Annotated in this window: 28 protein-coding genes; 19 read left to right on the top strand and 9 right to left on the bottom strand. The window is 58.3% G+C overall.

The genetic code is table 11. The features are described 5' to 3' along the window. Positions 1-46: 46 nt before the first annotated feature. Entirely contained in the window at positions 47-241 is a 195-nt protein-coding gene (locus ACFWEM_RS25915; RefSeq protein ID WP_193777200.1) for a hypothetical protein, read from the bottom strand. Between the two features lie 615 nt (positions 242-856). Here ACFWEM_RS25915 and ACFWEM_RS25910 point away from each other — a divergent pair. Genes ACFWEM_RS25910 through ACFWEM_RS25900 form a run of 3 tightly spaced genes read left to right on the top strand, consistent with a single transcriptional unit; the run spans position 857 to position 2,804 of the window. After that, positions 857-1,474: a hypothetical protein gene (locus ACFWEM_RS25910; protein ID WP_154100351.1), complete on the top strand. Its 618-nt coding sequence runs from the start codon at positions 857-859 to the stop codon at positions 1,472-1,474. Between the two features lie 8 nt (positions 1,475-1,482). Then, the gene (locus ACFWEM_RS25905) at positions 1,483-2,025 is read left to right on the top strand and encodes a hypothetical protein (RefSeq protein WP_154100350.1); all 543 of its coding nucleotides are present in this window, start codon (positions 1,483-1,485) and stop codon (positions 2,023-2,025) included. Next, positions 1,968-2,804, top strand: coding sequence for a hypothetical protein (locus ACFWEM_RS25900; protein ID WP_378538410.1), 837 nt, complete (start codon positions 1,968-1,970; stop codon positions 2,802-2,804). The genes ACFWEM_RS25905 and ACFWEM_RS25900 overlap by 58 nt, the downstream gene beginning before the upstream one ends. Positions 2,805-3,192: 388 nt before the next feature. Here ACFWEM_RS25900 and ACFWEM_RS25895 read toward each other — a convergent pair whose 3' ends face one another. After that, positions 3,193-3,363, bottom strand: coding sequence for a hypothetical protein (locus tag ACFWEM_RS25895; RefSeq protein WP_178377336.1), 171 nt, complete (start codon positions 3,361-3,363; stop codon positions 3,193-3,195). Positions 3,364-3,506: 143 nt separating this feature from the next. Between ACFWEM_RS25895 and ACFWEM_RS25890 the strand changes: the two genes are divergently transcribed. Further along, positions 3,507-4,049, top strand: coding sequence for an IS630 family transposase (locus tag ACFWEM_RS25890; RefSeq protein ID WP_378538406.1), 543 nt, complete (start codon positions 3,507-3,509; stop codon positions 4,047-4,049). Here ACFWEM_RS25890 and ACFWEM_RS25885 read toward each other — a convergent pair. Next, positions 3,997-4,458, bottom strand: coding sequence for a hypothetical protein (locus tag ACFWEM_RS25885; protein WP_378538404.1), 462 nt, complete (start codon positions 4,456-4,458; stop codon positions 3,997-3,999). The genes ACFWEM_RS25890 and ACFWEM_RS25885 overlap by 53 nt on opposite strands. 100 nt (positions 4,459-4,558) lie before the next feature. Between ACFWEM_RS25885 and ACFWEM_RS25880 the strand changes: the two genes are divergently transcribed. Then, a complete protein-coding gene (locus ACFWEM_RS25880) occupies positions 4,559-4,780 on the top strand; it encodes a DUF4177 domain-containing protein (protein ID WP_064444356.1) in 222 nt (73 codons plus the stop codon). 1,875 nt (positions 4,781-6,655) lie between these two features. Here ACFWEM_RS25880 and ACFWEM_RS25875 read toward each other — a convergent pair. Next, positions 6,656-7,147 (bottom strand): XRE family transcriptional regulator, encoded by a 492-nt coding sequence (locus ACFWEM_RS25875; protein WP_238592707.1) that lies wholly within the window; start codon positions 7,145-7,147, stop codon positions 6,656-6,658. 1,237 nt (positions 7,148-8,384) lie between these two features. Here ACFWEM_RS25875 and ACFWEM_RS25870 point away from each other — a divergent pair. The 4 genes from ACFWEM_RS25870 to ACFWEM_RS25855 all read left to right on the top strand — a co-directional run bounded on the left by ACFWEM_RS25870 (position 8,385) and on the right by ACFWEM_RS25855 (position 10,880). After that, entirely contained in the window at positions 8,385-8,579 is a 195-nt protein-coding gene (locus ACFWEM_RS25870; protein WP_378538400.1) for a hypothetical protein, read from the top strand. Between the two features lie 152 nt (positions 8,580-8,731). Further along, positions 8,732-8,860, top strand: a complete 129-nt coding sequence (locus ACFWEM_RS25865) for a hypothetical protein (RefSeq protein ID WP_378538398.1) — start codon at positions 8,732-8,734, stop codon at positions 8,858-8,860. A gap of 331 nt (positions 8,861-9,191) precedes the next feature. Then, entirely contained in the window at positions 9,192-9,830 is a 639-nt protein-coding gene (locus ACFWEM_RS25860; RefSeq protein WP_378538395.1) for a hypothetical protein, read from the top strand. A 420-nt stretch (positions 9,831-10,250) separates the two neighbouring features. Continuing rightward, on the top strand, positions 10,251-10,880 hold the full coding sequence (locus ACFWEM_RS25855; protein WP_378538392.1) for a hypothetical protein: 630 nt from the start codon (positions 10,251-10,253) through the stop codon (positions 10,878-10,880). Between the two features lie 96 nt (positions 10,881-10,976). Here ACFWEM_RS25855 and ACFWEM_RS25850 read toward each other — a convergent pair whose 3' ends face one another. The 3 genes from ACFWEM_RS25850 to ACFWEM_RS25840 all read right to left on the bottom strand — a co-directional run bounded on the left by ACFWEM_RS25850 (position 10,977) and on the right by ACFWEM_RS25840 (position 12,370). Then, positions 10,977-11,333: an Lsr2 family protein gene (locus tag ACFWEM_RS25850; protein ID WP_378538390.1), complete on the bottom strand. Its 357-nt coding sequence runs from the start codon at positions 11,331-11,333 to the stop codon at positions 10,977-10,979. A 156-nt stretch (positions 11,334-11,489) separates the two neighbouring features. Further along, on the bottom strand, positions 11,490-11,828 hold the full coding sequence (locus tag ACFWEM_RS25845; protein WP_378538387.1) for a hypothetical protein: 339 nt from the start codon (positions 11,826-11,828) through the stop codon (positions 11,490-11,492). A 185-nt stretch (positions 11,829-12,013) separates the two neighbouring features. Then, on the bottom strand, positions 12,014-12,370 hold the full coding sequence (locus tag ACFWEM_RS25840) for a PLD nuclease N-terminal domain-containing protein (RefSeq protein WP_378538385.1): 357 nt from the start codon (positions 12,368-12,370) through the stop codon (positions 12,014-12,016). A 2,069-nt stretch (positions 12,371-14,439) separates the two neighbouring features. Here ACFWEM_RS25840 and ACFWEM_RS25835 point away from each other — a divergent pair. The 8 genes from ACFWEM_RS25835 (at position 14,440) to ACFWEM_RS25800 (ending at position 20,409) form a co-directional block, all read left to right on the top strand. Beyond that, positions 14,440-14,667: a hypothetical protein gene (locus tag ACFWEM_RS25835; RefSeq protein WP_151097833.1), complete on the top strand. Its 228-nt coding sequence runs from the start codon at positions 14,440-14,442 to the stop codon at positions 14,665-14,667. After that, positions 14,664-14,810 carry a hypothetical protein gene (locus ACFWEM_RS25830; RefSeq protein WP_378538381.1) on the top strand — a complete coding sequence of 49 codons (147 nt, stop codon included), beginning with the start codon at positions 14,664-14,666 and terminating at the stop codon, positions 14,808-14,810. Before ACFWEM_RS25835 ends, ACFWEM_RS25830 begins: the two co-directional genes overlap by 4 nt. Before the next feature lie 717 nt (positions 14,811-15,527). After that, a complete protein-coding gene (locus ACFWEM_RS25825) occupies positions 15,528-16,211 on the top strand; it encodes an MspA family porin (RefSeq protein WP_378538378.1) in 684 nt (227 codons plus the stop codon). A 128-nt stretch (positions 16,212-16,339) separates the two neighbouring features. Beyond that, complete coding sequence (locus ACFWEM_RS25820) at positions 16,340-16,735, top strand: hypothetical protein (protein WP_378538375.1); 396 nt, start codon at positions 16,340-16,342, stop codon at positions 16,733-16,735. A 205-nt stretch (positions 16,736-16,940) separates the two neighbouring features. Continuing rightward, the gene (locus ACFWEM_RS25815) at positions 16,941-17,282 is read left to right on the top strand and encodes a hypothetical protein (protein ID WP_378538373.1); all 342 of its coding nucleotides are present in this window, start codon (positions 16,941-16,943) and stop codon (positions 17,280-17,282) included. 56 nt (positions 17,283-17,338) lie between these two features. Further along, on the top strand, positions 17,339-19,381 hold the full coding sequence (locus tag ACFWEM_RS25810) for a hypothetical protein (protein ID WP_378538370.1): 2,043 nt from the start codon (positions 17,339-17,341) through the stop codon (positions 19,379-19,381). A 306-nt stretch (positions 19,382-19,687) separates the two neighbouring features. Then, positions 19,688-20,224, top strand: coding sequence for a hypothetical protein (locus ACFWEM_RS25805; RefSeq protein ID WP_378538367.1), 537 nt, complete (start codon positions 19,688-19,690; stop codon positions 20,222-20,224). Beyond that, on the top strand, positions 20,221-20,409 hold the full coding sequence (locus tag ACFWEM_RS25800) for a hypothetical protein (RefSeq protein ID WP_378538364.1): 189 nt from the start codon (positions 20,221-20,223) through the stop codon (positions 20,407-20,409). Before ACFWEM_RS25805 ends, ACFWEM_RS25800 begins: the two co-directional genes overlap by 4 nt. A 569-nt stretch (positions 20,410-20,978) precedes the next feature. Here the strand turns inward: ACFWEM_RS25800 and ACFWEM_RS25795 are convergent. Further along, entirely contained in the window at positions 20,979-21,314 is a 336-nt protein-coding gene (locus ACFWEM_RS25795) for a hypothetical protein (RefSeq protein ID WP_378538362.1), read from the bottom strand. Between the two features lie 1,210 nt (positions 21,315-22,524). Between ACFWEM_RS25795 and ACFWEM_RS25790 the strand changes: the two genes are divergently transcribed. Then, positions 22,525-23,010 (top strand): DUF3846 domain-containing protein, encoded by a 486-nt coding sequence (locus ACFWEM_RS25790; RefSeq protein WP_378538359.1) that lies wholly within the window; start codon positions 22,525-22,527, stop codon positions 23,008-23,010. Between the two features lie 549 nt (positions 23,011-23,559). Here the strand turns inward: ACFWEM_RS25790 and ACFWEM_RS25785 are convergent. Continuing rightward, entirely contained in the window at positions 23,560-23,814 is a 255-nt protein-coding gene (locus ACFWEM_RS25785; RefSeq protein WP_065352907.1) for a helix-turn-helix domain-containing protein, read from the bottom strand. 342 nt (positions 23,815-24,156) lie between these two features. Here ACFWEM_RS25785 and ACFWEM_RS25780 point away from each other — a divergent pair, with 342 nt between their 5' ends. Then, positions 24,157-25,296: a hypothetical protein gene (locus tag ACFWEM_RS25780; protein WP_378538353.1), complete on the top strand. Its 1,140-nt coding sequence runs from the start codon at positions 24,157-24,159 to the stop codon at positions 25,294-25,296. Positions 25,297-25,685: the final 389 nt, after the last annotated feature.

Here is a 25,685-nt window from a genome sequence, read left to right as displayed (position 1 = left end):
TTACCGACTTCTTCTTCACCCTCCCCGACGAACGAGGCGCACTCGCTCACGCCGCAGCCGGCGGGAACGCACCCTTGCTGGCAGTCGGCCTCGTCCCCGGCACGCGCGCTGTGCACGGCACCGAGATGTACGGGACATCGTCGGCCGGGCAGAGCCATGGGCCACCAATGAGCAGATCGTCGGAAACACCTTCGCCCGCGACACCCTCCGTAGTGACAGTTGAACCCACCACCGAAGGCATCGGCAGCACCCCCACGACCCCATCACGCGCGCGGAAGAAATCCTGGATAGGGATTCTCCGGCATCGAGCGCACCTGAACTGGATATCGGCCTTTGAGGGCGGTGCTTTACGCCCACAGGTCAGCGTTGGCGTTGGCCCCTACTCCTTAGGCCTTCTCGATCGTCAGTTTTGAACCAGTCACGGAAGTGGGCCAGAACATGTTCAAGAACCCTCGGCAGCACTCTTTCCGTGATACATCGGTCTATATATCAAATGTGATTTGCGTTTGCACCGAGTGTCTCTCTACGCCGAGGCAGCAAATCAATGACCAAGCGGTCGATGCCCTCGAAGGCCCCAATGGAGCATCGCCGCCGCGCGTGCAGATTCCCCCAACTCCTGTGTTCCTCGCCGTACGCGTTCCGTGAAGGCTTCTGGGCCAAGACCAACACAACTCAGCGACAATGTTTCAGGCATCGCCGACCGATCGCGCATGGGCAACCATCCCCTGAAACGCGCAGACCTCGTTATTCGGTGGGGAAAATCCGATATTGACCGTGCGACGGCAGCCTGCGACACTTGCTTATCTGCCCGTTGGAATTGTATCCCAACGCACAGCGAGAGGATTGGATACCACCTATGATTATCGAGATCTGCGGAGCTCCAAAATCGGGCAAGACACAGATGGCCACTTATATCGAAGAACACGCCAAACACGATGGATTCCGCATCCGGCACTATCACGGCGGAGGTCGATTCATCCCGATGGACGGAAAGAACTCTCCTGAGTTCAACCTGGCAGCCGTCGCCCGAAATCTATACTATCTACTGACTGCACCCAAACCGGACAATACAGTAACCATAATGGATCGTGGGGTAGTTGACGCGCTAATTTTCACGGAAGCGCAGCTCGACTGTGACATAATTTCACGCACAGAACGTGACGCCATCGTGAACTTCATAGATCAACCGCCAGTATGGCGCAAGATGGACCACATAGTAGTCTTGTCTGCCCATAGCGACGTTATACAAAATCGATGGAAATATTCAGTCGGCCCTAATCGTGGAAAACACCCAGGAAATCTGGAACTCAAATTAGCCTTGAATAATCGTTACAACGAAATTGAGAAGATTCTGAATATCCGGTCAGTTCGGTACACAATCGTCGAAGTTCCATCGAATCATCAAGAACTGCTGGAATCATCGGAAGAAGTATACCGCAGGATTCTCAGTTCAACAATTGAAGAAATGATATAATCATGTCAATGGCCTACAACTATACAATAAATTTGGAAATTGATAACGAATCCACAAGAAGAATCATAGCGGTAAACTCAATCTACCAACGAAACGGTTGGGAAATTATTTCTTTGTCCGAATCAGAAGATAAGCCCAAACCTCACATTACAGTGATTCGCTCGAACAACTTGCCCCAACTTAGAAATTTAATGAATAAAGTCACTAAAGAGGGCGAGTTCCATGTTGATATACTTTCACCTCGTAACCCGGATAACTCAAACGACTATACCGTATCGAACGTTATCGCGACAGGCTCAGCCATAAGCTCGTTACATGAACTTACGAACACCATAGGGAACGTAGGCACGAGAATCGAAAATGAACTCCACCTGACAATCGCAAAAAAAGGAAAGAAAAAAATAAACACCCCTACCGGACTTGCCGATAATTATTTCCCAATCCGCGCAACGGTTATTTCCATAAGACTATCCAGAATGGGTGATGCGGGCGTGTGTTTGGACACAATCGAACGAATCGAAACACGCCCGAAAGAAGGGAGCCGGAGTTGACTATCGCGATATCAATTTTGACGAGCCTTGTCGCAGCGATTCTTTTCACCATCGCCCAATACTTGTGGCGACATCGACGAGCAAGCAAACTTGTGTTCTGGAGTGTCACACACTGGCGTTCCTCTGTCCGGGTCTCGGTTGCATCAATCTGCATCTTTTGTATCGATTCGAAGTACGTTCTGGTTCGACAATCACGCCGACCCGACCAGATCGGACCAATCGGCGGTGCGGTCGATATCTTCCCAGCCGGGCTTAGGAGCCTCGACGATCTCGGATTTAAAGTCGAAAGCCCACTGGAATCAAAATGGGGAATCGCACGGACCGCACTACGCGGTTTTCTTCCGGCGAGGCAAGTCACGAGATTTGGATTGTGGCTCTTGGGTGACATGGGGCGGGAAAGCTTCCGAGAGTGCATCGAGCGCGAACTCACGGAGGAACTAACCGCAGCGGGAACCCCTGCCGATGAAATACCACGCTTTAGACACTTTCGATATGTTCGAACCGTCTCCGAAGGACCCAAATACATCAAAGGAACGGAAATTTGGCAATGGAGAATGATGCGCGTTTTCGAATACACCTTGGATCCCGATTTTGATTCAGAATTAATCACGTCGATACGTAGTAATTCCGGCCCAGAACTCTCTCTTGAAATGGTCACTGCAGACGAAATTAGGAGCGGGCGATCTGAATCCAACTCTGTGATTGGGAGCCATGCAGAGTACTTGCTCAACGGGAGGTCACATAGACATGAAATTCCACAACGAATTCGACGGGCATAAACTTCGTATGCACTAGTTGTTGCGTGCAGTCACCGATTGCGGCGTGCTGGTAATAACGATTCTTCTTTCCGATGTGGCCAAGTGACTTAACGAATTTCACATCCACTTGCAATTGATGGCCGGAGCGTTGTTTTCGTAGCACTTCCCGGGTCGGCGTACGTTTGTAGCGCTGTGAGGTGGGTAGCCGATTGAAGCCGAGCTTGTGAAGGATTCGCCAGACACTGGACGGACTGATGGCGACGTCTGGTACCGGGCGAGGTACATCGAGATCCTTTGTGGCCGGAGTTGGTATTGCTGGCGGACGCAGGAGATCTTCTCTGTCCCCTCCGGATCGGTCTTCATCGGCTGATGGTGCGGCAAAGCTCGACTGATCACTGAGACCCTCGATTCACCCTTCTTCGAAACGTCGTCGCCGCACGTAGTCGCCGCACGTAGCAGCAGCGCCGGCTGACGCCGTAGTAGCGGCTCTGGCGGCGACACCGCCACCGGCTTCCTCGACGTGACACAGTGCGGGTTGGTCAACCAGCCCCGTTCGGGACGTCCACGCACGATCGATCACCGCCAGATCATTTCGGAAACCCTGGTGTCGCCCCCCCCCCCCCCCCGAAGAAACGCGGCGTCCCCCATTGAAGCGCCCGATTGCTATCCGATCGACTGGGAATCAGCAACAGGACTGTCGCGGAGGCGTGACATGGGTACAGTGTGCAGCCCTGGCACAGTGAAATATTCAAGTTTTGCACCGATCCAAAACTCGTCGCGAAGGTCACCGACATCGTCGGGGTGTATCTCGATCCGCCGGAAAACGAGATCGTTGTGTGCGTAGACGAAAAATCGGAGATTCAGGCACCGGATCGGACGGCGCCGACGTTGCCTATGCAGATTGGGCTCCCCGAACGCCAAACCCACGACTACGTCCGCAACGGCACGACCACCTTGTTCGCGGCATTGGAGATCGCAGCCGGAAAGCTGACCGGGATTTGCCGGCCCCGATACCGTCACCATCGAATTCTGGTGTTCGTCAAGCACGCGGCTCGGGCATATCCAGACGAGGAACTGTATCTGGTGATTAACAACTACGCCGCCCACAAGAGGTCCGAGGTCCGCCAGTGGTGGGCGGGGAACCCGCGAATCCACGTCCATTTCACTCCGACGTGGGCATCGTGGATGAGCCTCGTCGAAGTCTGGTTCGGCATCATCGAACGCCAAGCCATCCACCGCCGGCGACGGCGAAGGCGAAGGCGATGAAGTCGACCACCTGCGGGTCGGCGTAGGCCCCCTCGTCGCCGATCACGAACGCAAAGAGCCCCGGATAAGACGTCTGGAGATCCTCTGGCACGAGATTCGATTCGACGTCTGCCCATCGCAACCTTTGTTCGTTCGACAATCCAACCCACCAACTCTGGAGTTCGATCAGTACACCGTCGACATAGTCGGCCACGTCGTCGGGAAGATGGAAGTGCTCGACATCCGCAAGGCCGGTGAACCACGGCCCTGCGAGTTTGGTGCCCTTGGTAAGTATCTCGTCGACGGACTCGTTCGGAATCTCAGCGCGCGGGCCGGCGAAGAGGACACGGCGAGCCTGGCTGTCGAGTGCAGCGAACCAACTCGTGATCTGGTCGACGTCCGGTGTCGGTGATTCTTCGCGTGTCGTCATGAGGTAATTCTAGAAGTGCAGATTTCCTTGTTCTCCGTGACCTCACAGGTTCCAGCGATTCTGAAGTGTTCAAGATCTGCACTCGTTAGGCTGCCTGGCCATGGAGACATGGCAGTACTGGACCGAATCAATCAACATCACCGAGCGATGGAACGCGAAGAAACAAGTCGAGGCGATGGCGAAGTTCAACGAGTATCTCAATCACCTCGGCTCACAAGGATGGGAACTCATCAGCTACCAAGAAGTCCTGATGACAGGGAACTTCACGGGAAACGTCAAGGGGCGCAATTACATGGCGATCTTCAAGCGGAGAACTTCGTGAAGAAATCGACGACGACACCCGCTCCCCAGCCGTTGACTGCCGACGAAGAGCGTCTAGTTCGCGCAGACCTCACCGATTTCGTCCTTTTCGAAGCCCTGCTCCAGTAGAAAGGGATCGACGGACTTGTCATCACGTGCGAGTAATGCAAATCCGATCATCAATTCACCTGGTCGGCAGTGACTGACAACCTCATTGCCCTCCTTCGTGACGGCACCTCGAAGTCGAACCACAATCAAACTGCAGGAACCTTCGTGAGGTGGGATTGGTGCCGGGGATATGCGGCTTCCTTTTCCTCGGACATTCCGCGTTACTTGTCGTGACCGGATGCTTATCCGGTCATGCAGCTTGGAAGACTCCTCCAGTGGGATCTTCATATGGATCAAACGACACAGCCCATTGGAATAAACTCCTCGAAGAATGAAGGTCTGGCAACTCGCGAGCTCGTTCTCGCTTCGAACCGTCACTGAGCGCTACTCGACTGTCGTGCGCATCTACCGTGAAACATTTGCGGAGGCAACATCGCTGGAGCCTCCGCAAATCCTTCACTTGACTGAAGCTAATGGGGATACCAAGATCACAACCCCATTCGACAAAGTCGGCGCACCGTAGGCCGTGTGGGGAGCCTCGTCCGGTTTCCAACGAACATATGCCCCTCCTTTTGGCAACCAATATGCATCACAAGACGCGCGTCATGGTGCATCTCGTGGCGCTGGCCAGTCTCCCTGTTCACGAGATTGCCCGCATCAGGGAAAGGACGTCGATCTCATCGGGCGCCACGATCAACGTGATAGGAAAGGGAGGAGTGAAGGCCGCAGTCCCAATGCATGAGGTGCTGCTGGAGCTTGCACAGGCTCGATGCCTCGGCACCGCGTGGTGGTTCCCTCCAGAGGGGGTAACAACCCCCCCACATTCGACCAAAATCGGTGGCTATGCCTTGGGTACATCGATGGAACGCGCCGGGGTTCCGGGGTCTGCGCATAGCCTTCGGTATTGGTTCAGCACGAACCTGGTCTGAAGCGGAGCGGATTTACGGACCGTGCAGCATTTGATTTGCCACGCCTCCCTGCAAGCAACTCAGATCTTCACGCCGGTCGCAGACCATCAGAAGACCGATGCGATTGCCGAGCTGACACAGCCATCTGTCGCATGAACGCCGGACGAGCGAGCCTTCCGACTCCACCTACTCCGACTGAGTAATGAGATAGTAATATGTGTGGGCGCCCTTTCCTTGCCAGGTCCGGGCGCGCGGCTCGTCGGTGACGCGGTCACATGCCATTCCGACGAGCCCTCGATCTGTGCGGCGCCCTTGTCGGCGTACACACATTGGCCCGCCCTATCTGGGGGGCGGGGCGGGCCACCCCCTCGTTGCTCACGAAAGCGAAGCCTAATGAACTACGATCGCAACCTGCCGACCAAGCCCCAGCAGAAGCAGTGGGCATGGGCAGTCCTGACCTTTGCGTGCGTAGCTCTCGCCGTAGCACTGGCCCTGATTTGACCCAGAGTCACCAGCCAAGACGTCAAATGCCGAGCGGTAGCGATACGCTTGGTTCTCAGCTCGCCGGCACTGTCGTCACACACTTTTCGGCGGGCCCCTCAGTTCGTGACGTTTCCTTGTCGGTTCCGGCACGTGTGGCCTACTGCACTAGTCCGCAAGGTTCGGTAGGCCACCTGGACTGCGTACCTGGTGCCGCGACGAATATTCGACACGCACGGCCCACCCGACCGGGTGACTGCGGGTGGGCCACCTTCACTGCGTTCCGCTGTTCCTTGACAGTCGGTGGCACGTATCGACCTTCTAGGTTGGACATACATCCCCCACCTAGTAGGTCATCTGATCTGCGTGCAACCGGGTTGGGCTTGGGTAGCACGCACGGCTCACCTGGCAGTTACCGACGAGCTCCCGGGTGGGCCTCCCGGGCTGCGCGGTGGGTGGACCTGATGGCCGTTCGACGCGCACGGCCTGCCCACGGTGCTACTGACGAGCACTGTGGGCAGACCGTGCGGGGTGTGCAGCACGCCATTGACACGGACCGGGATCGGCGGCCCGCCCGAATCTCCGGCAGTCCGGCGTCGAATCTCGTCGAGAATCTGCTTATTCGACATCTGCTGTAGCGCCGTCCTCGTTGCAGGCAAAGGCACGTTCTCTTCTTCGGTCATGTACCCGGCAGCGACCAGCACCTCTGGCACCGGCGTATCGAACAACGCTGCGACCCGCCGCAATACCGGCGGAGTCGGGGACCGTGCGATCGTCGTCCACTGACGCATCAGCGATGGGTACACTCCCATCGCGCGGGCTGCCTCCTCGGCACTCTGGTGACCACGAGCGGCAATCTGATCTCGAACCCAACGCGCAAATCCTGAAGGCATAGGCGCCATTTTCCCATGCAATTTCTGAATGCTCGCACAGCGAAACAGTTCGACAGTTGCGCGGCCGGATCAGTTATCCCCATGTGCTGTGCATGAATTGGGGATAGTTCAATACTCAAGTATCTGTGACTCCATGAAGACTGGTATCCGGCACCGAGTGCACATAATCTGCGGAGGCGACGCCGGACTAAGCCGAGCTGCGGCGGAGCAGTGCCTCTCCGGACACGCAAGTCACGCGTTCCTTCCTGTGAGGCACCGAATACTGCGCGTCGACGGGAAATCAAGGGCTCGTTTGCGCGCACGGCCCACCGGATGCTGACACTCACCTTCACTTCGGTGGGCCACCCCGACTGCGTGCTGGGTACCGCGAGGTGGCGGCTTCGTCGCGCACAGACCCGCCGCGTTGGACCCCTATTCCGACGTTGCGGGTCACCCGAACTGCGTGCCTCATCCTTGGTCGGATCTTGAGGCGCGCACCGTCCGTCGACACGGTGGAACATGTCGACGGACAACCGTCTTGCCGAACCTCCCGGAGATAGGAATTCGGCAAGCACAGGCTCGCCGCTCCGGCGCATTCCAGAGCGGCGAGCCTCCGACAACTCCGCCATGTCAAAGCGACGGTTCAGTGCGCACGGCTCACCGACCGCGCGCTCGCACGCTTACTTGTCAGTCATTCCACGGACGAAAAATGTCCCCCGACCCCACCGCTGGACGCGACCGGGGGGATGGTGGCGAGGGGCAGGTCGTTGCGATCGCGATGAATGCTAAGCCGTGGCCACCGATGGCGACCTCGGATGCCGTCATGTCCCAATCGGGAAGCGTCGCAGGTATGTCCTATTTCACGAGTCGCGACACCGAGAGTTCTCACCGCAGAACTCACAGCTGCGGCCCCATCGGTTACCAGACTTGCGTGCGGGGCCGGACACGGCAATGTCGATGCAGAAGCTGACTGCCAGCCGACCGCCGAGATAATCGAGCACTTCGGCTTCGGCACAACGATCCTGGGGAGACGCACCTTCGAGCGGCGTGGAAACCGAAGTCGAAACAACCCAAAGGGGCAACCAATCGATTGGAACTAATAAGAGATCACAACGGTTCGGAGCGCTGAGCGCGTTGTGCGGGCAGTGTCGACGTCGACCGCCCGCATGCGCGTTTCGGCGCGTAGCTCTCGATGTGTGCCCACATGGGCAGGTTAAGTAATAGGATGGTAAAGAAATCGATCCCCGGGAGAACCCACGTGACGGACCTCAGCCCACAAGGACGTGCCCACCTGCGCAAGAACGCGCAGACCTTCGGCGACGAAGCGATGGTCGATGTCCTCGACGCCCTCCAGGCCGCCCTCAATGAACGCGACGAACTCCGAGACCTTCTCGTCGACCGACTCTTCGCCGCCGCTCAAGCCGACGAGCCTGCGACCGAACCTGAAATCTAGCGAAATGCTTAGATCTGGTAATAATGGCCCGTGAACACTCACGGCATTGCCACAGCAAACCCGCACCAGAGGCTCCTCATCGCCGCCGCCCTCGTCAATGGGTACCCCACGCCGATTCAAGTCCTTTGCCAGCAAGACCAACCGACAGCCGCATGACAGAAGAGCAAATGCGCGAGGCGATCCGAGCCCGCGCCGCTCAAGCAGCGGGCCCCGACATCGATGACGGCTGGGTCGAATTGATCAACAACGTCATCCGTAACAAAGCCCCCGAAAGGCACTGAACCCACATCGTCCAGGGGCGCGGTTGGATCTGTCGACGCTTCAGCCGCTACGCAGAAGACGGCTCGATTGCCGACACCGGCGGAGCTGCGGTAGTCAGCATGAAGCCTGGCCGGACGAAGACGTTCACCGTTCTGTCCGTCCTTAAGCACGCACGCTACAAGGTCGATATCGATCCGGTTTGGTAGAAAACTTGATAGGACTCACTGAGGCGGGTGTCGGCCTCAGCTCCAGCGCCACCTCTCGCCATTCCAATACTGATGCGATAATGACGTCGGACACATCGGCCTGAGAGCACGGCCGCAGAGAATGTACGCGCAGAAAGAGTCAACAATGAGTCCGCGAAATACCTGGTTGTCGACCCGGTCCACAGAACTGCGCGCTATCCTCCTCGACCTCGGTCTGACGATCACCGATACCGAAGCGCAAACAATTCTCGATGACGAAGTCACTGAGTACGCGACGCTGATGCGCGTCAGCCGTCAAACAGCTCAGCGCAGTTTTGGTGATGAACACCTGGCCCGGTTTGCCCGGTCGCTAGCACTCTCCATTTCGGACGAAGCTCCGGGTGCGAACCTTGTCGAGTTCGAGCGAACGATCTCGATGTCTATCCCGGCGGTGGGGCTGACAACCGCAGCTTTGGCGGAAGCGCTGAAGGTAGCGCACGCCAACCTCAAGGACATCGCCGTCAGCGAAGGGTTGAGTCATCTCTCGACGTTGGGGATGATCACCGCAGAGGCCAGTGCGTTTCTCGTGCCCGTCCCTCGTCCGCTTCTACTTCGAATCGCCCGGTTTCTGGACATGGCAGGTACCTCCGTCAAGGACGGTGCGAACTTGCCGGAAGGGCTTGCGGAATCAGGGCGCGCGCAGTTCGCTGAGATCCTCAGCGTTGACGCTGACGGGATCCGTGCCATTGCGAACGACGACAGCGACGACGCGTTTGAGTTGTGGCGGACGCCGAATCCTCGTTGAAAGAAAAACTCGGAGGATCCGCGTTGCAGACTCTTTGCGATCGCCACGCGACCGGAGCGGAAGAGTGCTTACATAGAAATGGCTGTCTTTGAACAGGAGTGCTGTGTTCGGAAACAACCCTCGATACTGTCGAAGCGCCAGTAGGATCCGGGCCATGACTTCTGTTGCCGTTTTCGTAGATATTAGTAGGCGACCCTGGTCGAGCTTGGTGTGCTTGTGAGGAACGATGACGAGTACATAGAAGAGATCCGCGTCGTTCGGCGGAAGAAGGACACCTACAGGTCGAAATCATCGAAGTCCAAGGATTTCGAGAGCGATCTCCTTCGCAGCAAGACCTCAAAGAATGTTGCCGGTCCAACCGAGTCTCGACGGGTCAACGAACAGGAACTTCGTGAGAGATACCGGGGCGATCCTATCTTCGTGGCGTCTTCAGTCTCCTCTCCACGTGAACTGACACCGAGCCAACAAGCACTCGCCGACGTCATAGCCGACGCCGGGAGCATTGTGATACGCGAGTTCCTGGTCCCGCTGATCAGAGACGTCGCAGCTCCCGCGGCCAAGGCGAAACTGGGTGAGTTCGCGGCGCGTCAGCGTATTCGGGCGCTGGAACGAGCTGAAGCTAAAACGAAATCATCCGACGCTGACGCTGCGCAGGTCGACGTTGTGGACGAGGGAAGTTTGGCTCCCGTCGCCGATCTGGAAGTCGCGGAGCCTTCGATCCCGATCACCCGAAGCGCCCTCATGCTCGCCCAGTTGCAGTTGAAACTCGCGAAGGACTACGCCGCCAAGCAACAATGGCTCATTTCGCACGCTGATGTTGTAGATGAAGATCTCTCGCCGGAACTGGAGAAATCCCTCACACGAATGATCGAAGGCAGGGCGAACGAGCTCAATGATACGGAGCGCGAAGCGGTTGCGGCCTTCTTTCAGCAAGCCGAGAATATCGCGGGCAGCAAGCCTGCGCTGGCTCCTCACGGAAGACTCCGACGAGTCGCGGATGAGGTTCGCAAGGTACCGAAACGACCGCGTAGGCCCAGAGAGGCTCCATAGCCTGTCTCCCGGTTGCTGCGCGCGACCGTCAGTTTGCCTCGTTGTCCCAAACGCGTACTCCCTGAACTACAGCCAGGGCGTGATAGCTAAGTGTTTCTAGTGACTAGCGTCGAACGCCTCGATAATTTCTTTCTTAATCCTTCCGCGACTCGACACCTCGTACCCGTTGCTGTTGGCCCAGTCCCGGATTGCCTGTAGCTGTTCTGGTGATCGATGCGGGGTAGCGGTCTTCGTAGCAGCTTGTGTCCCGCTGTTCTTCTTGGCCGTGCCAACTTTTTGGGCGGACTGGATGAACGGTGTCAATGCTGCTTCAAGTTTATCGGCGTTCGTTGGCCGTAGATCGATCTGGTAGTCGGCGCCTTGGTACGAGAACGTCACACGCTGCTCGAAGCCCGAATCGATCGGCTTTCCGTCGAGGTCGTCGGTGAAGGTGCGGATGAAGATTTCGGCCATAGTGAGGGACCTCTGTTTGTTTCGGAAAAGATGGCAGCCAGCACCCTACAGTCAATTCGGTGCGTCTTTGGGAGGTGGTCGTACCTGGAGTCGCGGGAATTGACCGCCAAGGGTTGTCGTCAGATGCGTACTGCCCAGGTTGGTCGCCATCGAGGATCAGCCACGGCGATATGCTGCGCTCCCCGATGCGGCGATCAATGCGGCGCGGTGACGACCGTCCACCCACGTGCCTCCGCTTCCGATGTCGAGTGGGCGGGAGTGGAACTCGCTCCACGCAAATAGGTCGGGCCCGAACAGCCCGGACTCGTCGCCGTACAACACCCACGTCTCGAAGTCCCATCCGGTCGCCCGCTCCTGAACCACTGCAGCACTCAAGTCTGCGATGGTCAACCAATCGACAGCGGGATACCCCTCGTGAAGTCGCCAATTGTTCGACTCCACCACTGCCCCTGTGACTTTCGGCAGGGTCGACACCGGTCGAACGACAAAATTCACGAACGTGCATCTCCCGTAAACGCTGGTAAGTATGCAGTGAGAGCAAAACGCCTTCCGGTCGCCCGATGCGATCGGGTGCGGCGGCAAAGCAGAACGTACTCCCCCAGAACGCACTTCACGCAATTCTAAGTCTTATGCGTCGAGCTGACGCTTCAAGGTATTTCACATCTTTTGCGCTCGAAATCTCAGATTTGGCCCGGATCACCGTCGGTGCGTTGTCGCCGAACGACGCGTCGTTGTTGTTCAGCACGTTCACGGCACTCCCGCCGAAACGCCTCCTCGGCTGCGGGATCATGCGCTGCGACCGTTCGCCTCCCTTCGGCATCGACGTGCGCAGCAACGCTCGCGTAGTCCGGTGACGCGCTCTGCCCACGACCGGCGACCAGCCACAACACCGATCCGAGCATCGGGACGAACAGGATCACCACCATCCAGAGTGTCTTCGGCAGATGCTGGATGTATCTCACGTCTCGGATGACCACGTCGACCAGGCAGAAAGTCCACAGAGCGATCGTCACAAGACTGAAAACGAACAACGGCACGGCGCCTCCTCCCGAATACGTATTTCTCGCAGATCCTATCGAAAGTCGCAGAGGTAGTGCAGCCTTCAAGTAGCTGTAACTTCGCAAAGACTAGTATCAGCGTCTTTGTGTCGCCTATTGTTCCGATTGGCGTCACAGTTTCCTTGTTTCCGCCAACAAGGGAGATGGCGCCTGCACCCCGCCGACGGTGTCCCCAAACCGTCGGCGGGGCACCATGTACCGGCGTACCGCTTCCGCCTCGGTTCTCGGTACGCCACGCTCACCGACCCGCTGGTCACTCTCGGGTCGGTGAGCGATAGAAAAAGCTGCGTATCGAAGATTCCTCCATGTCCCTTCGATGCGCTGGGCTCGCCGGTCACGGTCTCCGAACACCTTGGCCGGCGAGCCACCCACCATCTGCCGTGACGGCCCCGAGAGGGTCACCTGCCCGGCATCGTCCGGGTTGCGGCCGCGGCTCCGAGCACGCGAAGTATCATTCGTACCGTGCGTCAGCGGTTCGTCGGCTCACCGCACACCGCCTGCCTTGGATTGTTCCGCCGAGCAAACAGGTTAAGGCCACTCGAACTGCGTGCCACTGTTCGTGACAGTCGGTGGCAAGCACGGCCCGCCGGGTTGAACACCTAACCTCGACCTGGCGGGCTACCGATGACTGCATGTCGCTTTCCGTGGCGGTCGGCGGCATGCATGGTCCACCGGGGCGACACTCACATGTTCGCCGGTGGACCACCCCGGCTGTGCACCAGACAGACGTGATGGCTGTCGGTGCACAGGGGCCTGCCGAGCTTTCTGCACTGAAGACTCGGCAGGCCACCCCGTCCAGCGATCGAACCATTCCTGATTGCACGAGTCCGTATTGTCACGGCACAGAATCCACTTAGCTACTACATGGCGAAAGTAGCTGGCCCGCTGCCCGCCAGCAGTCCAGTCGCGGCGTCATGACACATCCCCGCAGTTCTACGCCTACTCCGGGCGAAAGGTTATGGAACCTAGGGACTTCCGACCTATTTGGGATAAACGGTGCGAATGGAACGATGCGAGAGTGAAAATGAACGCTCAAGTCATCAGGTCCCGTAGGCGTCGGGCCAGGCGTTACAGCCCCACTCGTTGGTGGAGCACGGCACTCGTGGTGGGCCTCTGTGCCATCACCGGATTAATCACTGCCGCCAGTGTGCTCCTCGATGGCCGCCTCTGGAGTTAATCGGCAGTACTTGAAGCATCCTCAATTAGATGTAACTTCACGAGGACTGGTATCACTTTCAACGCGTCCTCTATTGATCGAATTGACATCATGAGATCTCCGTCCTCCAATGGAGGAGATGGCACCCGCGCCCCGTTGATGGCGTCACCACACCGTCGGCGGGGCACCATGTTCGGCGTACCGCTTCCGCCTCGGTTTCTCAGTACGCCCGGCTCACCGGCCGGTACACACAAGGACTGATCACCGACCCAGTCGGTGAGCCCCAACAGACTGCGCGCCGAAGTTCCTCCATCTTCTCCGGCGTGCATGGCTCGCCGATCACGGTCTCCGAACACTGTGGCCGGCAAGCCGCCTCGCTCAACAGGGTGCCGATGCTCGTCGCAGCGTTCAGCCTCTCGTTGAAACTGGGCGCTGCCACGATTCACTGATTGCCCCACCCATGCGAACCGGTTTTGCGCGGTGCGGGACCAAACGCTCTCCATATGCAGGACAAAGTGCACCGACACGAGAACTGCGTGACATCTAAGGTGGAGATGTAAACACCTGCTTCTCGGTGTTTACCGGTCTCGTCGGTCCCCTTGTTGTGTGGCCGTCGAGACCGTCCTGTTTCCGCGTCCGGCGGCAGTTTCCGCTCATCGACGCGCGACTGCCCCGTCGACGAGAGACCCCTGCGGACGATCGGCAACGCCGATCATGGCGTTTTCCGACCACGAACGCGAGATCGGATCGCCTAGCGATCTACCCAATGCGATCACTGCACCCTGACACACCATGCTGCGATGTAACTCGATATTCTCTAGAGCGGGTCCGCTGCGGGCTCCTGCCCTCGGATATGCCGTCGCGCAGTACGACTGGCCGATGAGGATCCTCGATGAGCGACGTAGATGCCAGTAGCGGTCTGGTGACCAGGCTCGGTGCCGTTCCCATCGCGGACGGTGCTCTGATGACCAAAATGCTGCGAGATGCCTTGGTGCAGCATGCAGAGAGCGGTGTGGACGTTGCCGAGCCCGCCTTGCTCGGACTGCTGGCGATCGTCGGCGCGTTGGAAGACCGTCTGGCGCATCATGAACCCGCGTCGCCACTGGAGGTGACGTCATGAAGAACGCCCTGCTACGGCTGCGAGCTCGTATGGAGGAGCGTGTCGATCTTTCATCTGACGGTTCGTCCGGGCTGACGCCGGAAGCGATATTGGTGCTCGGGAGCATCATCGCGGCGCTGGGTGTCATCTGGTGGGCTGCATAGCCGACGGTTACGCACAGGCGCTGTGGGATGAGTGGGGATAGCCCTTTCCGGGTGATGCTTAGCCCAGTCGTCTCGATGTAGAGGCCTTACTGGCCGCATTTCGTCGATTCGCCTACCCGAGCGGTGGTGGCACTCACCGTTTCGCCTCCGCAGCGAATAGCCTGCTTTCACAGTCCGGCGGCGAGCCTAGGTGCCGAGCAACGTGTTGGCGGTTGCCGAACTTTTACGAGTCCCTCGGGACTTTACCGAGCGCCTGACATGACTTTCTGACCGAAATACCTCAGATAGTGCCGAGTGTGATTCGCTCCCGCGTGGCTCCGCCCGCAAAACTCCTGTGCTTGGCCTGCCGCACAGAAACACGCGCCAGCAATTAACTATTGACCATTCAACTACCGTCTAGCGAGAAGTAACGGCAAGTTCGGCGTCCTCACGCTGTGCTTAGAGATCTCAACTGAGCGTGTTCTTCTGTTTGCCCGCTCATCACTGTGTCAGCATGCAGGGCGACTTTCGTGACGCTCGCCATATTGGGACGAAAGTCCCACGTGCTGGTCAGGCGCGTGCCGAGATGTATCCGTGACCGGAAGTTCACGATAAAGCCGACTGCGGCCGATCTGGAGCCTGGTGATCAAACGGAACGCTTGGTACTGTCCGGTAACTTCAATTCAGTTAGTGTTCAGCTACCGAAACGGTTGCTGGCCCGCGACGTAGGAGCTACTCATGGCAACCAGCCCGAAATCCCGTACGACTCGGCGTCACTCGAAGGCCGCAGTGGGGCTTGCGGCGTGTGCGGTTGCCGCGCTGTCGTCTGGTGTGGTCTTCGCAGGGAGCGCCTCGGCAACGCCGACGGCGCTTCCCGACAAGTTCGCGAGCACGGTCACCGATGACGGCTGGTCGTTGGATCTTGCCGCCACGAAACTGTCGGCGAACCCGGTGCCGAATTTGGCGACGACGGCGTTCACCCGTGAGGGGTTCGTGTCGGCGAAGGTGACCGGCACGATCGGCGGTCAGGGTGATTCGGCAGTGAAGACCGGTTATGTGGAGCAGGGGTTGCAGATCGGCTGCCAGATCGATGTCTCCTCCGGACTTGGCTTGGGGCTCGGTTTTTCGCTCGGCCCGTCTGTCGGCGTCAGCATCTCCGGCGTCCCGTCGGCGAACATCGGCGTCAACGCCTCGGTGAACCCGAGCATCCAGACCACCATCGCACCGGGAACGATCACCACCATCCCACTCGGCAAGAAGGACCTCGAAGCGGCGAAAGGGTCGATCACGGCAGAGAACGTGCACATCAAGGTTGACGCTTGCATGGGGCCGGTCACGATCCGCTCCTACGCACAACTCGCCGTCTCAACTGCAACCTCGGACAACAGCCTGTTCGTGTATTCCGATCCGACCTGGCTCTAACCCGGAGCAGCCGTCGTCAGCGCTGCATTCTCAACCCACTCTGCGCAGGCCACCATGCCCTCGCACACCCCGTCACACGAGGCCCGAGTCACGGGTTTGCCCATCAATCAGCATCACAGGAGAAGTTCATGAAGATTCGCACCTTGGTCACAGCCGGAGCGCTTACCGCAGGTATCGCCCTCGTCGGTGTTATCGGCGGGGGCGTGGCATCGGCTGCTACCCCGATCGTGCAGCCGGAGCAGGGTCGGATCGGGCTTTCGCTCTCGAATGCGGAAACCGCAGCACTGGCGGCGAGCCCGATCCCCGATGCAATCGCGAACATTGTTCCCGGCTCGCAACGTTGGGTTGGCCGGGCTCCGGGTTCGGTCATCACCAACGTCGATGGCAGGGCAAGCGCCCCCGATCGGGTCGTGATCGCCGAAGCTGCGGCGCATCCGGGTGGCTACGTCAACATCTACGTGTCCGACCCGAACAACCCCGTCACCGGGGGCTACATCGTGCAGACCTACCAGCACTGGAACTGACACCTCGGCTTTGCGGTCCGTCCTGCGATTTTCGGTGACGGCACTCTCTGAGCACTCTGAGGGCCATCACGAACTGCAGTAGTCCGCGTGGTGCTCCAACCATATTTCAGACCAGTTCATCGCTGCCCTCCCGATCTCGCAGGGATGTAGATCCACCACCGAATCCGTTGCACCACTTCACCCGTCCACCGTTTGGAGTCCCGTCATGACCATCCACAACGCCGAACACTCTCGGTCCCGCCCGATGACGGAGCCGCCGGCCACAGCTCGTAGTGGCCGCGGTGCGGACGTCGACGACTGGGACCCGGACAGTGAACTGAGCGAAACCTCGAAGGGCGCGATCGCGACTGTATTCGGGCTAGCGCTACTTATTGCGGCGTTCGCGGTGATCGGACGACTCGGTGGTTGGGCGGCTGATTACGGGACGATTCTGGTGTATCTGGCGTTCTTTTTGTGGATGTCGATCGCGGGCCGGGTGTTCTGGTGGGGCGCGGACAAGCTCATCGCCGAGGCGCGGAAGAAGTCGAACACCGGTGATCGCCGGTGAAGTCCGTGCTGAAGCTGCGCAGGTCCATCGCGGGAGTACTCGCTGCCGGAGCAGTCATGACTGGAGTAGCTGGAGCCATTGGTGCGGGAATCGCACTGATCGCCGCACCCGCGACCGCGGGACCAGCGGAGGACTGTGCGGCGGTGCGGGCACGTGATCATCAGATCTACCTGAATCTGATCGCGTCACTACCGCCGGGTTCTCCGATCCCGCCTGAGTACATCAACCCGTGCCTGACCGCGCCGTCCACGACAGCGACCGTCGCCCCGACAACCACCGTCGGACTACCGGGTGCACAGGCTCCGGGCGGTGGCCCGAACGTCGGCGCGAACGCGCCGACGAACTTCCCTTCCTACAACGGCACCCCCATCGTCCCCGTCCCCGGCGCCGCGCTGCCTGGACAGCCGAATACGCCGACAGCGCCAAGTATCGACAACCCTGCAGGAGTCCCGGTTCCGACGACCACCAGCGGACCTACCACACCCCAACCCGCTGGATCGACCGCACCCACAGCGGTCCCCGATCGTGGTCCCGGACCTGTTCCCTCTGGAACGCCGAATAGTGCTCCCGGGCAATCGGAATCAAATCCCACGGTCACCCCCTCGGGACTCAGCGACAACGACGGGCGCGACCGGTATCTCGAACTCGTGTTGGTCGGTGCCGCCGCATTCACAGCCGGCGGGATCGGAGTACGTGGGCGTCGTTCACCGTTCGGCCCACGCAAACCGTTGCGTGGGCGTACGCCGGAATCGATCCTCTCCCAGACAGTCGGTACCCTCGCCTCACCGCTCATGGCGTATGCGAAGGGTGGCCAGTCGAAGATCACGGTCACCGAACCCGGCGGAGGACGTCGTACGTTCTTCCTCATCCACGACGCGACGTCCTCACACGAAGCGGAAATCCCCGTCGACGTCCCGCCCGGCGGGCATATGAGCGTTAATCCGGACGGCTCAGTCACCGTCTTCGACGCGGACGGAAACCCCGTCTCGGTCGTGGCAGCTCCGTGGGCGTACGACGCCGACGGCAATCCTGTTCCGACTGACTACGAAGTTCGCGACGCCCGTCTCATTCAGAAGGTGTACGCCGACGAAGCGACCGCCTATCCGATTTTGGCTGATCCGCCGGAAAAGAAGGCGAAAGCACCCACCTCGGTGGCCTCGAAACAGATACCCAAAGGCTCAAATACCACGTCGAAGCCGAATTCGATGACCTCCCGCACGAGCGCGCAGAAACCGCAAAACAGTGGAAACACGAATTCGGGCGACACCACTGGCGGGAATACGTCGGCACCGAATTCGATGACCCAGCGCACCAGCGCAAAGAAACCGCCCGTCAGCGCGGAGCAGCAAGCGACCAACCAACTCGCTGCAGCGCACGGCGACGTCCCTTCGGGTACAGACACTTCGGGTGCGCCGAACTCGATGACTTCGCGCACGAGTCCGCAGAACAGTGGGAACACGAATTCGGGCGACACCACTGGCGGGAATACGTCGGCACCGAATTCGATGACAGCGCGCACGACACCTCAAAAGCCATCCGTCAGCGCGGAGCAGCAAGCGGCCAACCAACTCGCTGCAGCGCACGGCGACGTCCCGGACGGTTTCACCGGCAATGTCCCGATCAAACCCGGCACCACCGGAGATGGGGCACCGAATTCGATGACTCCCCGAACGTCACCGCAGGGCAAGCCCTCGACCGACGAGAATTGGACTACTCAATTCGGTCCTATCAACGTGATCGGTGGAATTGTTGATACCCCGGGGCAAATGGCAGAACGAGCTACTGCGACGCGAGCGCCGAACGTGTCGACGACACGCGCCGTGTGGCAAGGGGCAGTGAATGGTGGGAAGGGCCTCGCGAAACCGATCCCTGCGCTTGGGTGGATCGTCACAGGAGCAGCGATAGCCTCCGATCTCACATCAGAAAACGGACCTAGTGTCGCCGAATCGGTCGCTACCAACGTGGGAGGAACCGTCGCAGCGGCAGCTGTCGGTGGCGCAGTGCTTGCTGTCAGTGCCGCCCCCGTGGTGGTCGCGGTCGCCGTTGGTGTGGCAGCTGGCTATGCTGCGGCGTGGGCGATATCGAAGTTCTGGGACTAGATGACGAGCTCGGATAGAAGCAAAGGTAGTTCGATGACTTCGAGGACGGAACTTACACGCACCCTCCATGCTCAATGGACCCAGAAACGCGGCGAGCTGGGCTTCCTCGCGTTCATTGTCAGTGTCGTTGTCTTCGCAATCAGTGCGATCGTGATGTACGAGGCTTCCTCGAATGCGGTTTTCGGATTGGGGGCAATTGCTGCGGCCTGCGGCGCTGTGTGCTGCATTTCGCTAGTGACGTTCGTGGCCCTTCCTCCTAAACCCGCGACGACCTCAGAAGAAATAGGTCAAGGCCGCACTTTCACCATGACCGCCTCAACCCGATGGGCATCGGCGTTGTGGTTGTGGTCGGCGTTGGTCTCCTGTGCTCTGTCTTTCGTCGGCGTCGGGCTCAACTACGCGACCAAGTCCGGAGGTAGCTCGTTCAATTCGAATTGGTGGTTGGTGCTCGGCGCTCTATCGATCGGTGCCAGCATTCTCTCTCCCCTGAGGTACGTCGGACGGTTTCGTATCGATATTGACGGCGATGGCATGCGCATGGAACTCGGCCGCGCTTACAGCGGATATCTGCGTTGGTCCGATATTGACAAGATCGAAACCTCCGCCCGCGGGCGCTATGCACTCGACCTCGTGCTCAAGCCAGGTGTCCGTGTCGAGAACACCTCGCACGGATCGTCGCTCTACCGGGTAGGACCGGGAATCATCACCGAAGCCTCGCCCTTTCAAGACGGCTACCTACGCCTCGAATGCGGAGGATGGACGGGTGAGACGAGCGCACTCCCGGAGGAAATCGTGCACCACGTGATCACAGAAGACACCACCGAGCAGAAAGCGGCCTCATGAAGAATCCGGACATGATTGCGCTCGCCGTACTCGGCGCAATAGCAGTTCCCGCAGTGCTGTTCATGGTCTCCTCCGAGTCCGCGTTCGTTTTCGGAGCGTCAATCGCGGCCATTGTCTTCATTGCCGCTCGCGGCGTGCAGATCCTCTTCCAACTACGGCGTCGACAACAACGTCGGGCAGCGTGAGCAACATATCCTGTTCGACGGCCGCTCGGGATTCAGAACCTGGACACAGCCAGAGCCAACAGTTTCCCGCTGTAGCGCTCCTCGGTCTTTGGTTCCAACAGAATCGTCCTGCATGCCGACAACACATCTCCCTACAAGCGACATCATGACCACCGTTTGTGGAATTTGTGCAATCACTGCAGGGGCTGTGGCGATGATCGTAGCTACGCCTTACGTGATGTACCGCAGTCATGCGAGAGCGATCTACTGGAGTTCGTCGGTCCTTACCATCGTTTTCGCGTGGCTCACCGCCCCACAGCGGTCGAATCTCGGACCTGTCCTCTTGTGCGGTTTCGCTGCTGTGTTCGTGGCGTGGTGGTGGACCCCCTTCCTGACGCCAAGGCATCCCACCGGATTCAACGATGTTTTCGGTGCTTGGCTGACACGGGCGCTCTACCGCGAGCAGAAGGATACACCTCCGGTAAATAGGTACGACAAACCGAAATACAAAGATGCTGAGCGCCAGTTAAGGACGTCGATTGACGAACGCCCGCAGAGATCTTGTGATCGCAAACTATAGGTAAGCCGAGTTATCTTCCGGACGCATGTTCTATCTGCCTGGGAGGCTCGTCCATCGTAGTGGGCCACATTTGAATCAGATAGTCCTCAACGGGATCGCCGTCGTGGTGGTCATCAAAGTTGATGTTCTTTCCTCGACCGTAAATCCGTACTCGATACCGGCGCTCTCCTGGAGGCGTCAAGCCGTGAATATCAGCGGCCTTCCCGTCTGCGTTCAAATTGTCCCAAAACGAAACAATATTAACGCGGTGATCGGCATCTTGAGTCAGGTCACCTTCGACGGAGTCTTGCCATGCGCTGTCGTCGTAAGGAGGCGGCGACTCGTGTATCTCTACGATGACGTTCACTGGCCCACTTTTGATTCCTACGTTCACACGGAGCAGATCGCCTGCGAACATCGCGAGTGGGGAGTCAGGATCTTGACCGTGGATCAGTTCTCGTAGTGGGCCTGCCTCGATCATGAACTGGTGGTAGTCGGTGTCGATGACTGATTGATGGCGCTCGACGGTCAGCTGAGCTCCTCCTTCTACGGTCTACCGAGTATGGGGAAAGTTCAGGATGGGTATGATCACATATTCATTGCCAGCCGCGGTTTGGCGTTGCTGTTGTCCACTCAAGCGATGATCCGGCGCTACTGTATGGCATATCGTTCACCATTCACACGAAGCGACTGCCCCTACCTGAAAATCGGCTTAGGGTGATTGCGTCGGCGTGGGCTTTGCCTCGAAGAAGTCGGAGTGAGCAGCTCGAAGCAGCTCGCGGTAGTTCAGTCCGTAAGTCATCGCAGCATGTTGGAGTGCTTTCATTGCGGCTTCAAAGGGTGGAACTTCTTCAGCGATTCCTTCGGTACGCACAGCGAGGTACTCCTTTGTGCCTGTTGCAGAGAGTGACGATATGTCGATACTACGGAGACGGCCCTCCGCTGCTGGTGGCAACGGAGGGCCGTCAAATAGCTGATTTCTTCGTGACAGGTCAGCTACCGCGGACGTAGAACTGCTCGTTGTCGAACATGCGGTTTCTCTTGAAAAACCAGCGCGCGAATCGCGGGTTGGGTCTTTTCGTACCGGATGAAGCGCAGGAGCATCGAGGAGATGCGGGACTGCAGATTCTAAATGACACCGTTTGGAATCTGGCCAGGCGTCGCTGCCCATCCGGAAGCGGAATTTCGTCACCGGCTACATATGCACCCGTTCGAAACCGCCAGATCACTGCTTCCACCAAGTGCCCGCGATCTACCAGTGGCAAGCTTCGCTGCCTCGCCGGAGGGAATAGCGGACCGAGCAAAGCCAGGCCCGTCCGACAGCACATACACGACTCCCCAGCATCACCGACGATCGCTGATCAAGTAACTAGCAACACGCCCTAACAGGGATCCAACACAGCGATCGAAAGGGATTGCCTCGCAGCTATTTACACAATCTTGCCACCATGAGTAAATGTAGGAGCATAGGAGCAACTGGCTTGCCATCCAGAAGAGTGTCACCACCTCATCGTTCGCTGTCGTACTTCTCCAGCCGACCGGCTGGAGATAGCGCCCACGAACGAAGGTACCGAACCATGGCAACGGGAATCGTCATACCGTGTAACCAGTCAACCCCAATCTACGAAAGTCGTTTCACCAGCCTCCGTGACTACCAACTAGCTGTCGATGGTCATATCGAGGCCATAGATCTGGACATGCCTGCGGCAACGGTCTTCGCAAACGATGAGTCGAAGATCTTGGGGTTGCCCTTAAACCGCCGAGCGACGTTACTGTGGTGGCTCAGCACGCCGACATTTCGACATCGCGATGTTATTTGCGGAAACGCGGTCATAGTTGGGCAGCCTGACTCCGAGGGCGAGACTCAGAGCATCCCGCAAGATCTGCGTGCTCTGCTGCTCGATCGGGCCAAGTATCGCGTCGAAGTGCAGACTGCCGGGGAGACCGAAAGGTGGGCAGGCAATCAATTGGTCTTCGAAGACTACTTCGAGGCGGCAAACTGGGGACTTTCGCTTTGGGATCGATGGACGCTCGTCACTCGGGTGCGTGTCGTGGACGCGTAATGCGCCGGTGGTGCCAGTGAGAGAGCTCGAAGTTGAGCTTTCCACTTCCCGCACCACCGGACTGTCCTAGTGTTCGTGTTTCAGAACAACGCGAATCCGACCGTACGCATGAACACCACCGCGTGCCATCACACGCGACTGACTTCTCGACATGAAATTGGGTCCCTCGTCATCGGAGCAACCACGGCTTGCGAGGCAGCGAACTCCCGCAGATCAGTTGGGTAGCCGTAGACCAACGCCACAGCAAGAATGCACTTCTCATTGGTGCGGGCGGTTTCAGTGGCTCCGATACTCATATCCGCCTTTACTATCAGGTCTACTGTTTTCGTCAGACACTCATCCCTCAAGTTGTGATGCCCATCGTTTCCGTCCCGGATTCTCGACACGGTGCCACACCGCCGTAAAGAGAGACCGAGGGCGGACACCACTCTGATTTCGTGTTCCAAGAAGTCAGACCGGTGAGCCCGTCATATTCGACGAGAACCGAAATCGACAAGCTCTCGACCTGTTACAGATTCGACAGACAAGCCCGCTTCGGCCAGGCTGGACCTACTCCCCCGCAGGCAGAGGTAACCCGTCCAGCAGAGCGCCTGGTGTCGTATTCAAACCGAAGGCGATCTTGATGATGTTCTCCAATCGCAGACTGCGTTGGCCGCGCTCCACCTTCCCCAGCTGAGTCCAGTGAATGCGGCACTGAACGGCGGCAGCTTCCTGACTCAGCCCCAACTCCTCGCGTCGGGCGCGGATACGTGCACCAAATTCGCGGGTTGTTTCGTTCAGGGGAGGCTTTGCTGGTTCCGACACGAATCCAACCTCATACGGCACACGCGCAAACGGCCAGAGCGAAACGTACGCATGCGCTTTACACCCATGCGTATATGCCTTACATTGAACATGCGGAACGGACACGGTTCTGGCCGATCCGTTCACGTCGAACCCACGCGGAGGTGGGCAACCAAACATGGAAAGGGGGTGCGGCATATGAGCGGCGGAGGAAACATCATCAGTGGCGGCGGCAACTGAAGCTGACCGAAGAACCATGGGCGCAGGGTCTCCAGCGAATTGCACGCGAGTGCGAATATGCTTGGCACCCTGCGCTTTTCGTCTTCTCAAAACCGCTCACGCTTGCTATACTGCAAGCAGAATATGCGTGATCCCAACCAACGACTCGTACACCTCAAACTGGCATTCTTCGCCTTCATAGTCGCAACCATCGGCATCGCTTTAATGGCTCTCGGTAAATACCTGGGCACGCAAAGCATGTCCGGGTTCATCAGCGTTCTCCCAATCAGCGAGGTGGGAGGAACGCTGCTCGTCGCCGGCCTCGTCGGCATCGGGCTGGATCTATGGATAGACGGCGACCGAGGCGTCGTGATCGAGAAGCTCGTCGAAAAAGTCATGGTCCGTGCACTCGGCAAACTCGCTCCCACGTTGCGCGATTCCGTAATCCAAGCATTTGCCGACAACATCGATCATCTGACCGTCGTCGCCACCGACGAGTTCCTCGATCGCTTGGCACGAAATGCGTTGACACTCAGACTCGGCGACCGCACCTTCGCCGAAGACATCTACGAAGACGTACGAGATATGGCCATCGCCGCCACCGAGCGGTGGTACGACACCAAAATCAGCATGAACCTCTCACCCCTACCGCAAGGAAGTGGAAACGAGACTCCCCCAGCCTTCGTGCTGACCGCTCGCTACGAATACCAGGTCCGACCAGCAACCAACTATCGACGCTTCACAGCGGTATCGAATATGCGCGAGTATCGCGCAATCATGGAAGAGCCAGGCGACACCTCCGTCTGGTACATCAACCCCGCCAGCGGATTCGACGGACATACACGGGACGCATTCGAACTCGTCCAGTTCAGCGTCGACGGCGAAGATCGCCCCATCCGACGCAACTCCCGTGCGAGCGGACAGACCTACACCGCCAGCATCGGCAAAGACATCGTCGACAGCCGGGAACTCGTCACCATCGCCTACACCTACCGCACAATACTGCGAAAACACGGACACATGCTCCACGTCGATGTTGAGCAACCGTCAAAGGGCCTCGATGTCGAACTCGAATACGGAGACTGCGGAATCGCAGAGATGCGTCTCATACCGTTCATCTCCAGTAGCAAGAAAGTACGGAGTTTTCAGATGCCCACTACCGTGCCCGAGAAAACAGTCGGAATCGGCTTCGACGGCTGGGTCATGCCAAAATCAGGGGTAATCGCAGTTTGGATACTCTCGACCGAAAAATCGATTCCGCCACCTCAGTTTCATAAAGACTAGACCTGATTGAATGATTCAGACACGAGAGACAAGCGATATTTGCCAAAACAGAGAGAATGCACATAAAAGCTGCCGAATTTTACGCGCCCGTAACTAGACCGACACAGATAACTAGAAATGATTTAACCGACTAGACCAGGACGAGGCCGGATATAATCGCGGTACTGATTTTACAGCCTGAACTCTAACCCAACTGATCTTCTCGCTCGCGATCACGACGCCACTTACCCATACCGGGAATCGTCTTTCAACCCAAAGCCTCTCAGCGTTCTCGGGAATTCGATTTTTCTTCTGAAACCTCCTCATCATCGGGGCTGCAAACGTGCACTGACAATTCATTCGTGTTGACAAGCCACTCGTAGTTATCGAACACTACTTAGCCGAAATCG

This window comes from Rhodococcus sp. NPDC060176, assembly GCF_042728675.1.
Lineage (GTDB): Bacteria > Actinomycetota > Actinomycetes > Mycobacteriales > Mycobacteriaceae > Rhodococcus_F.
This window is presented reverse-complemented; position numbering and strand designations above follow the sequence as displayed.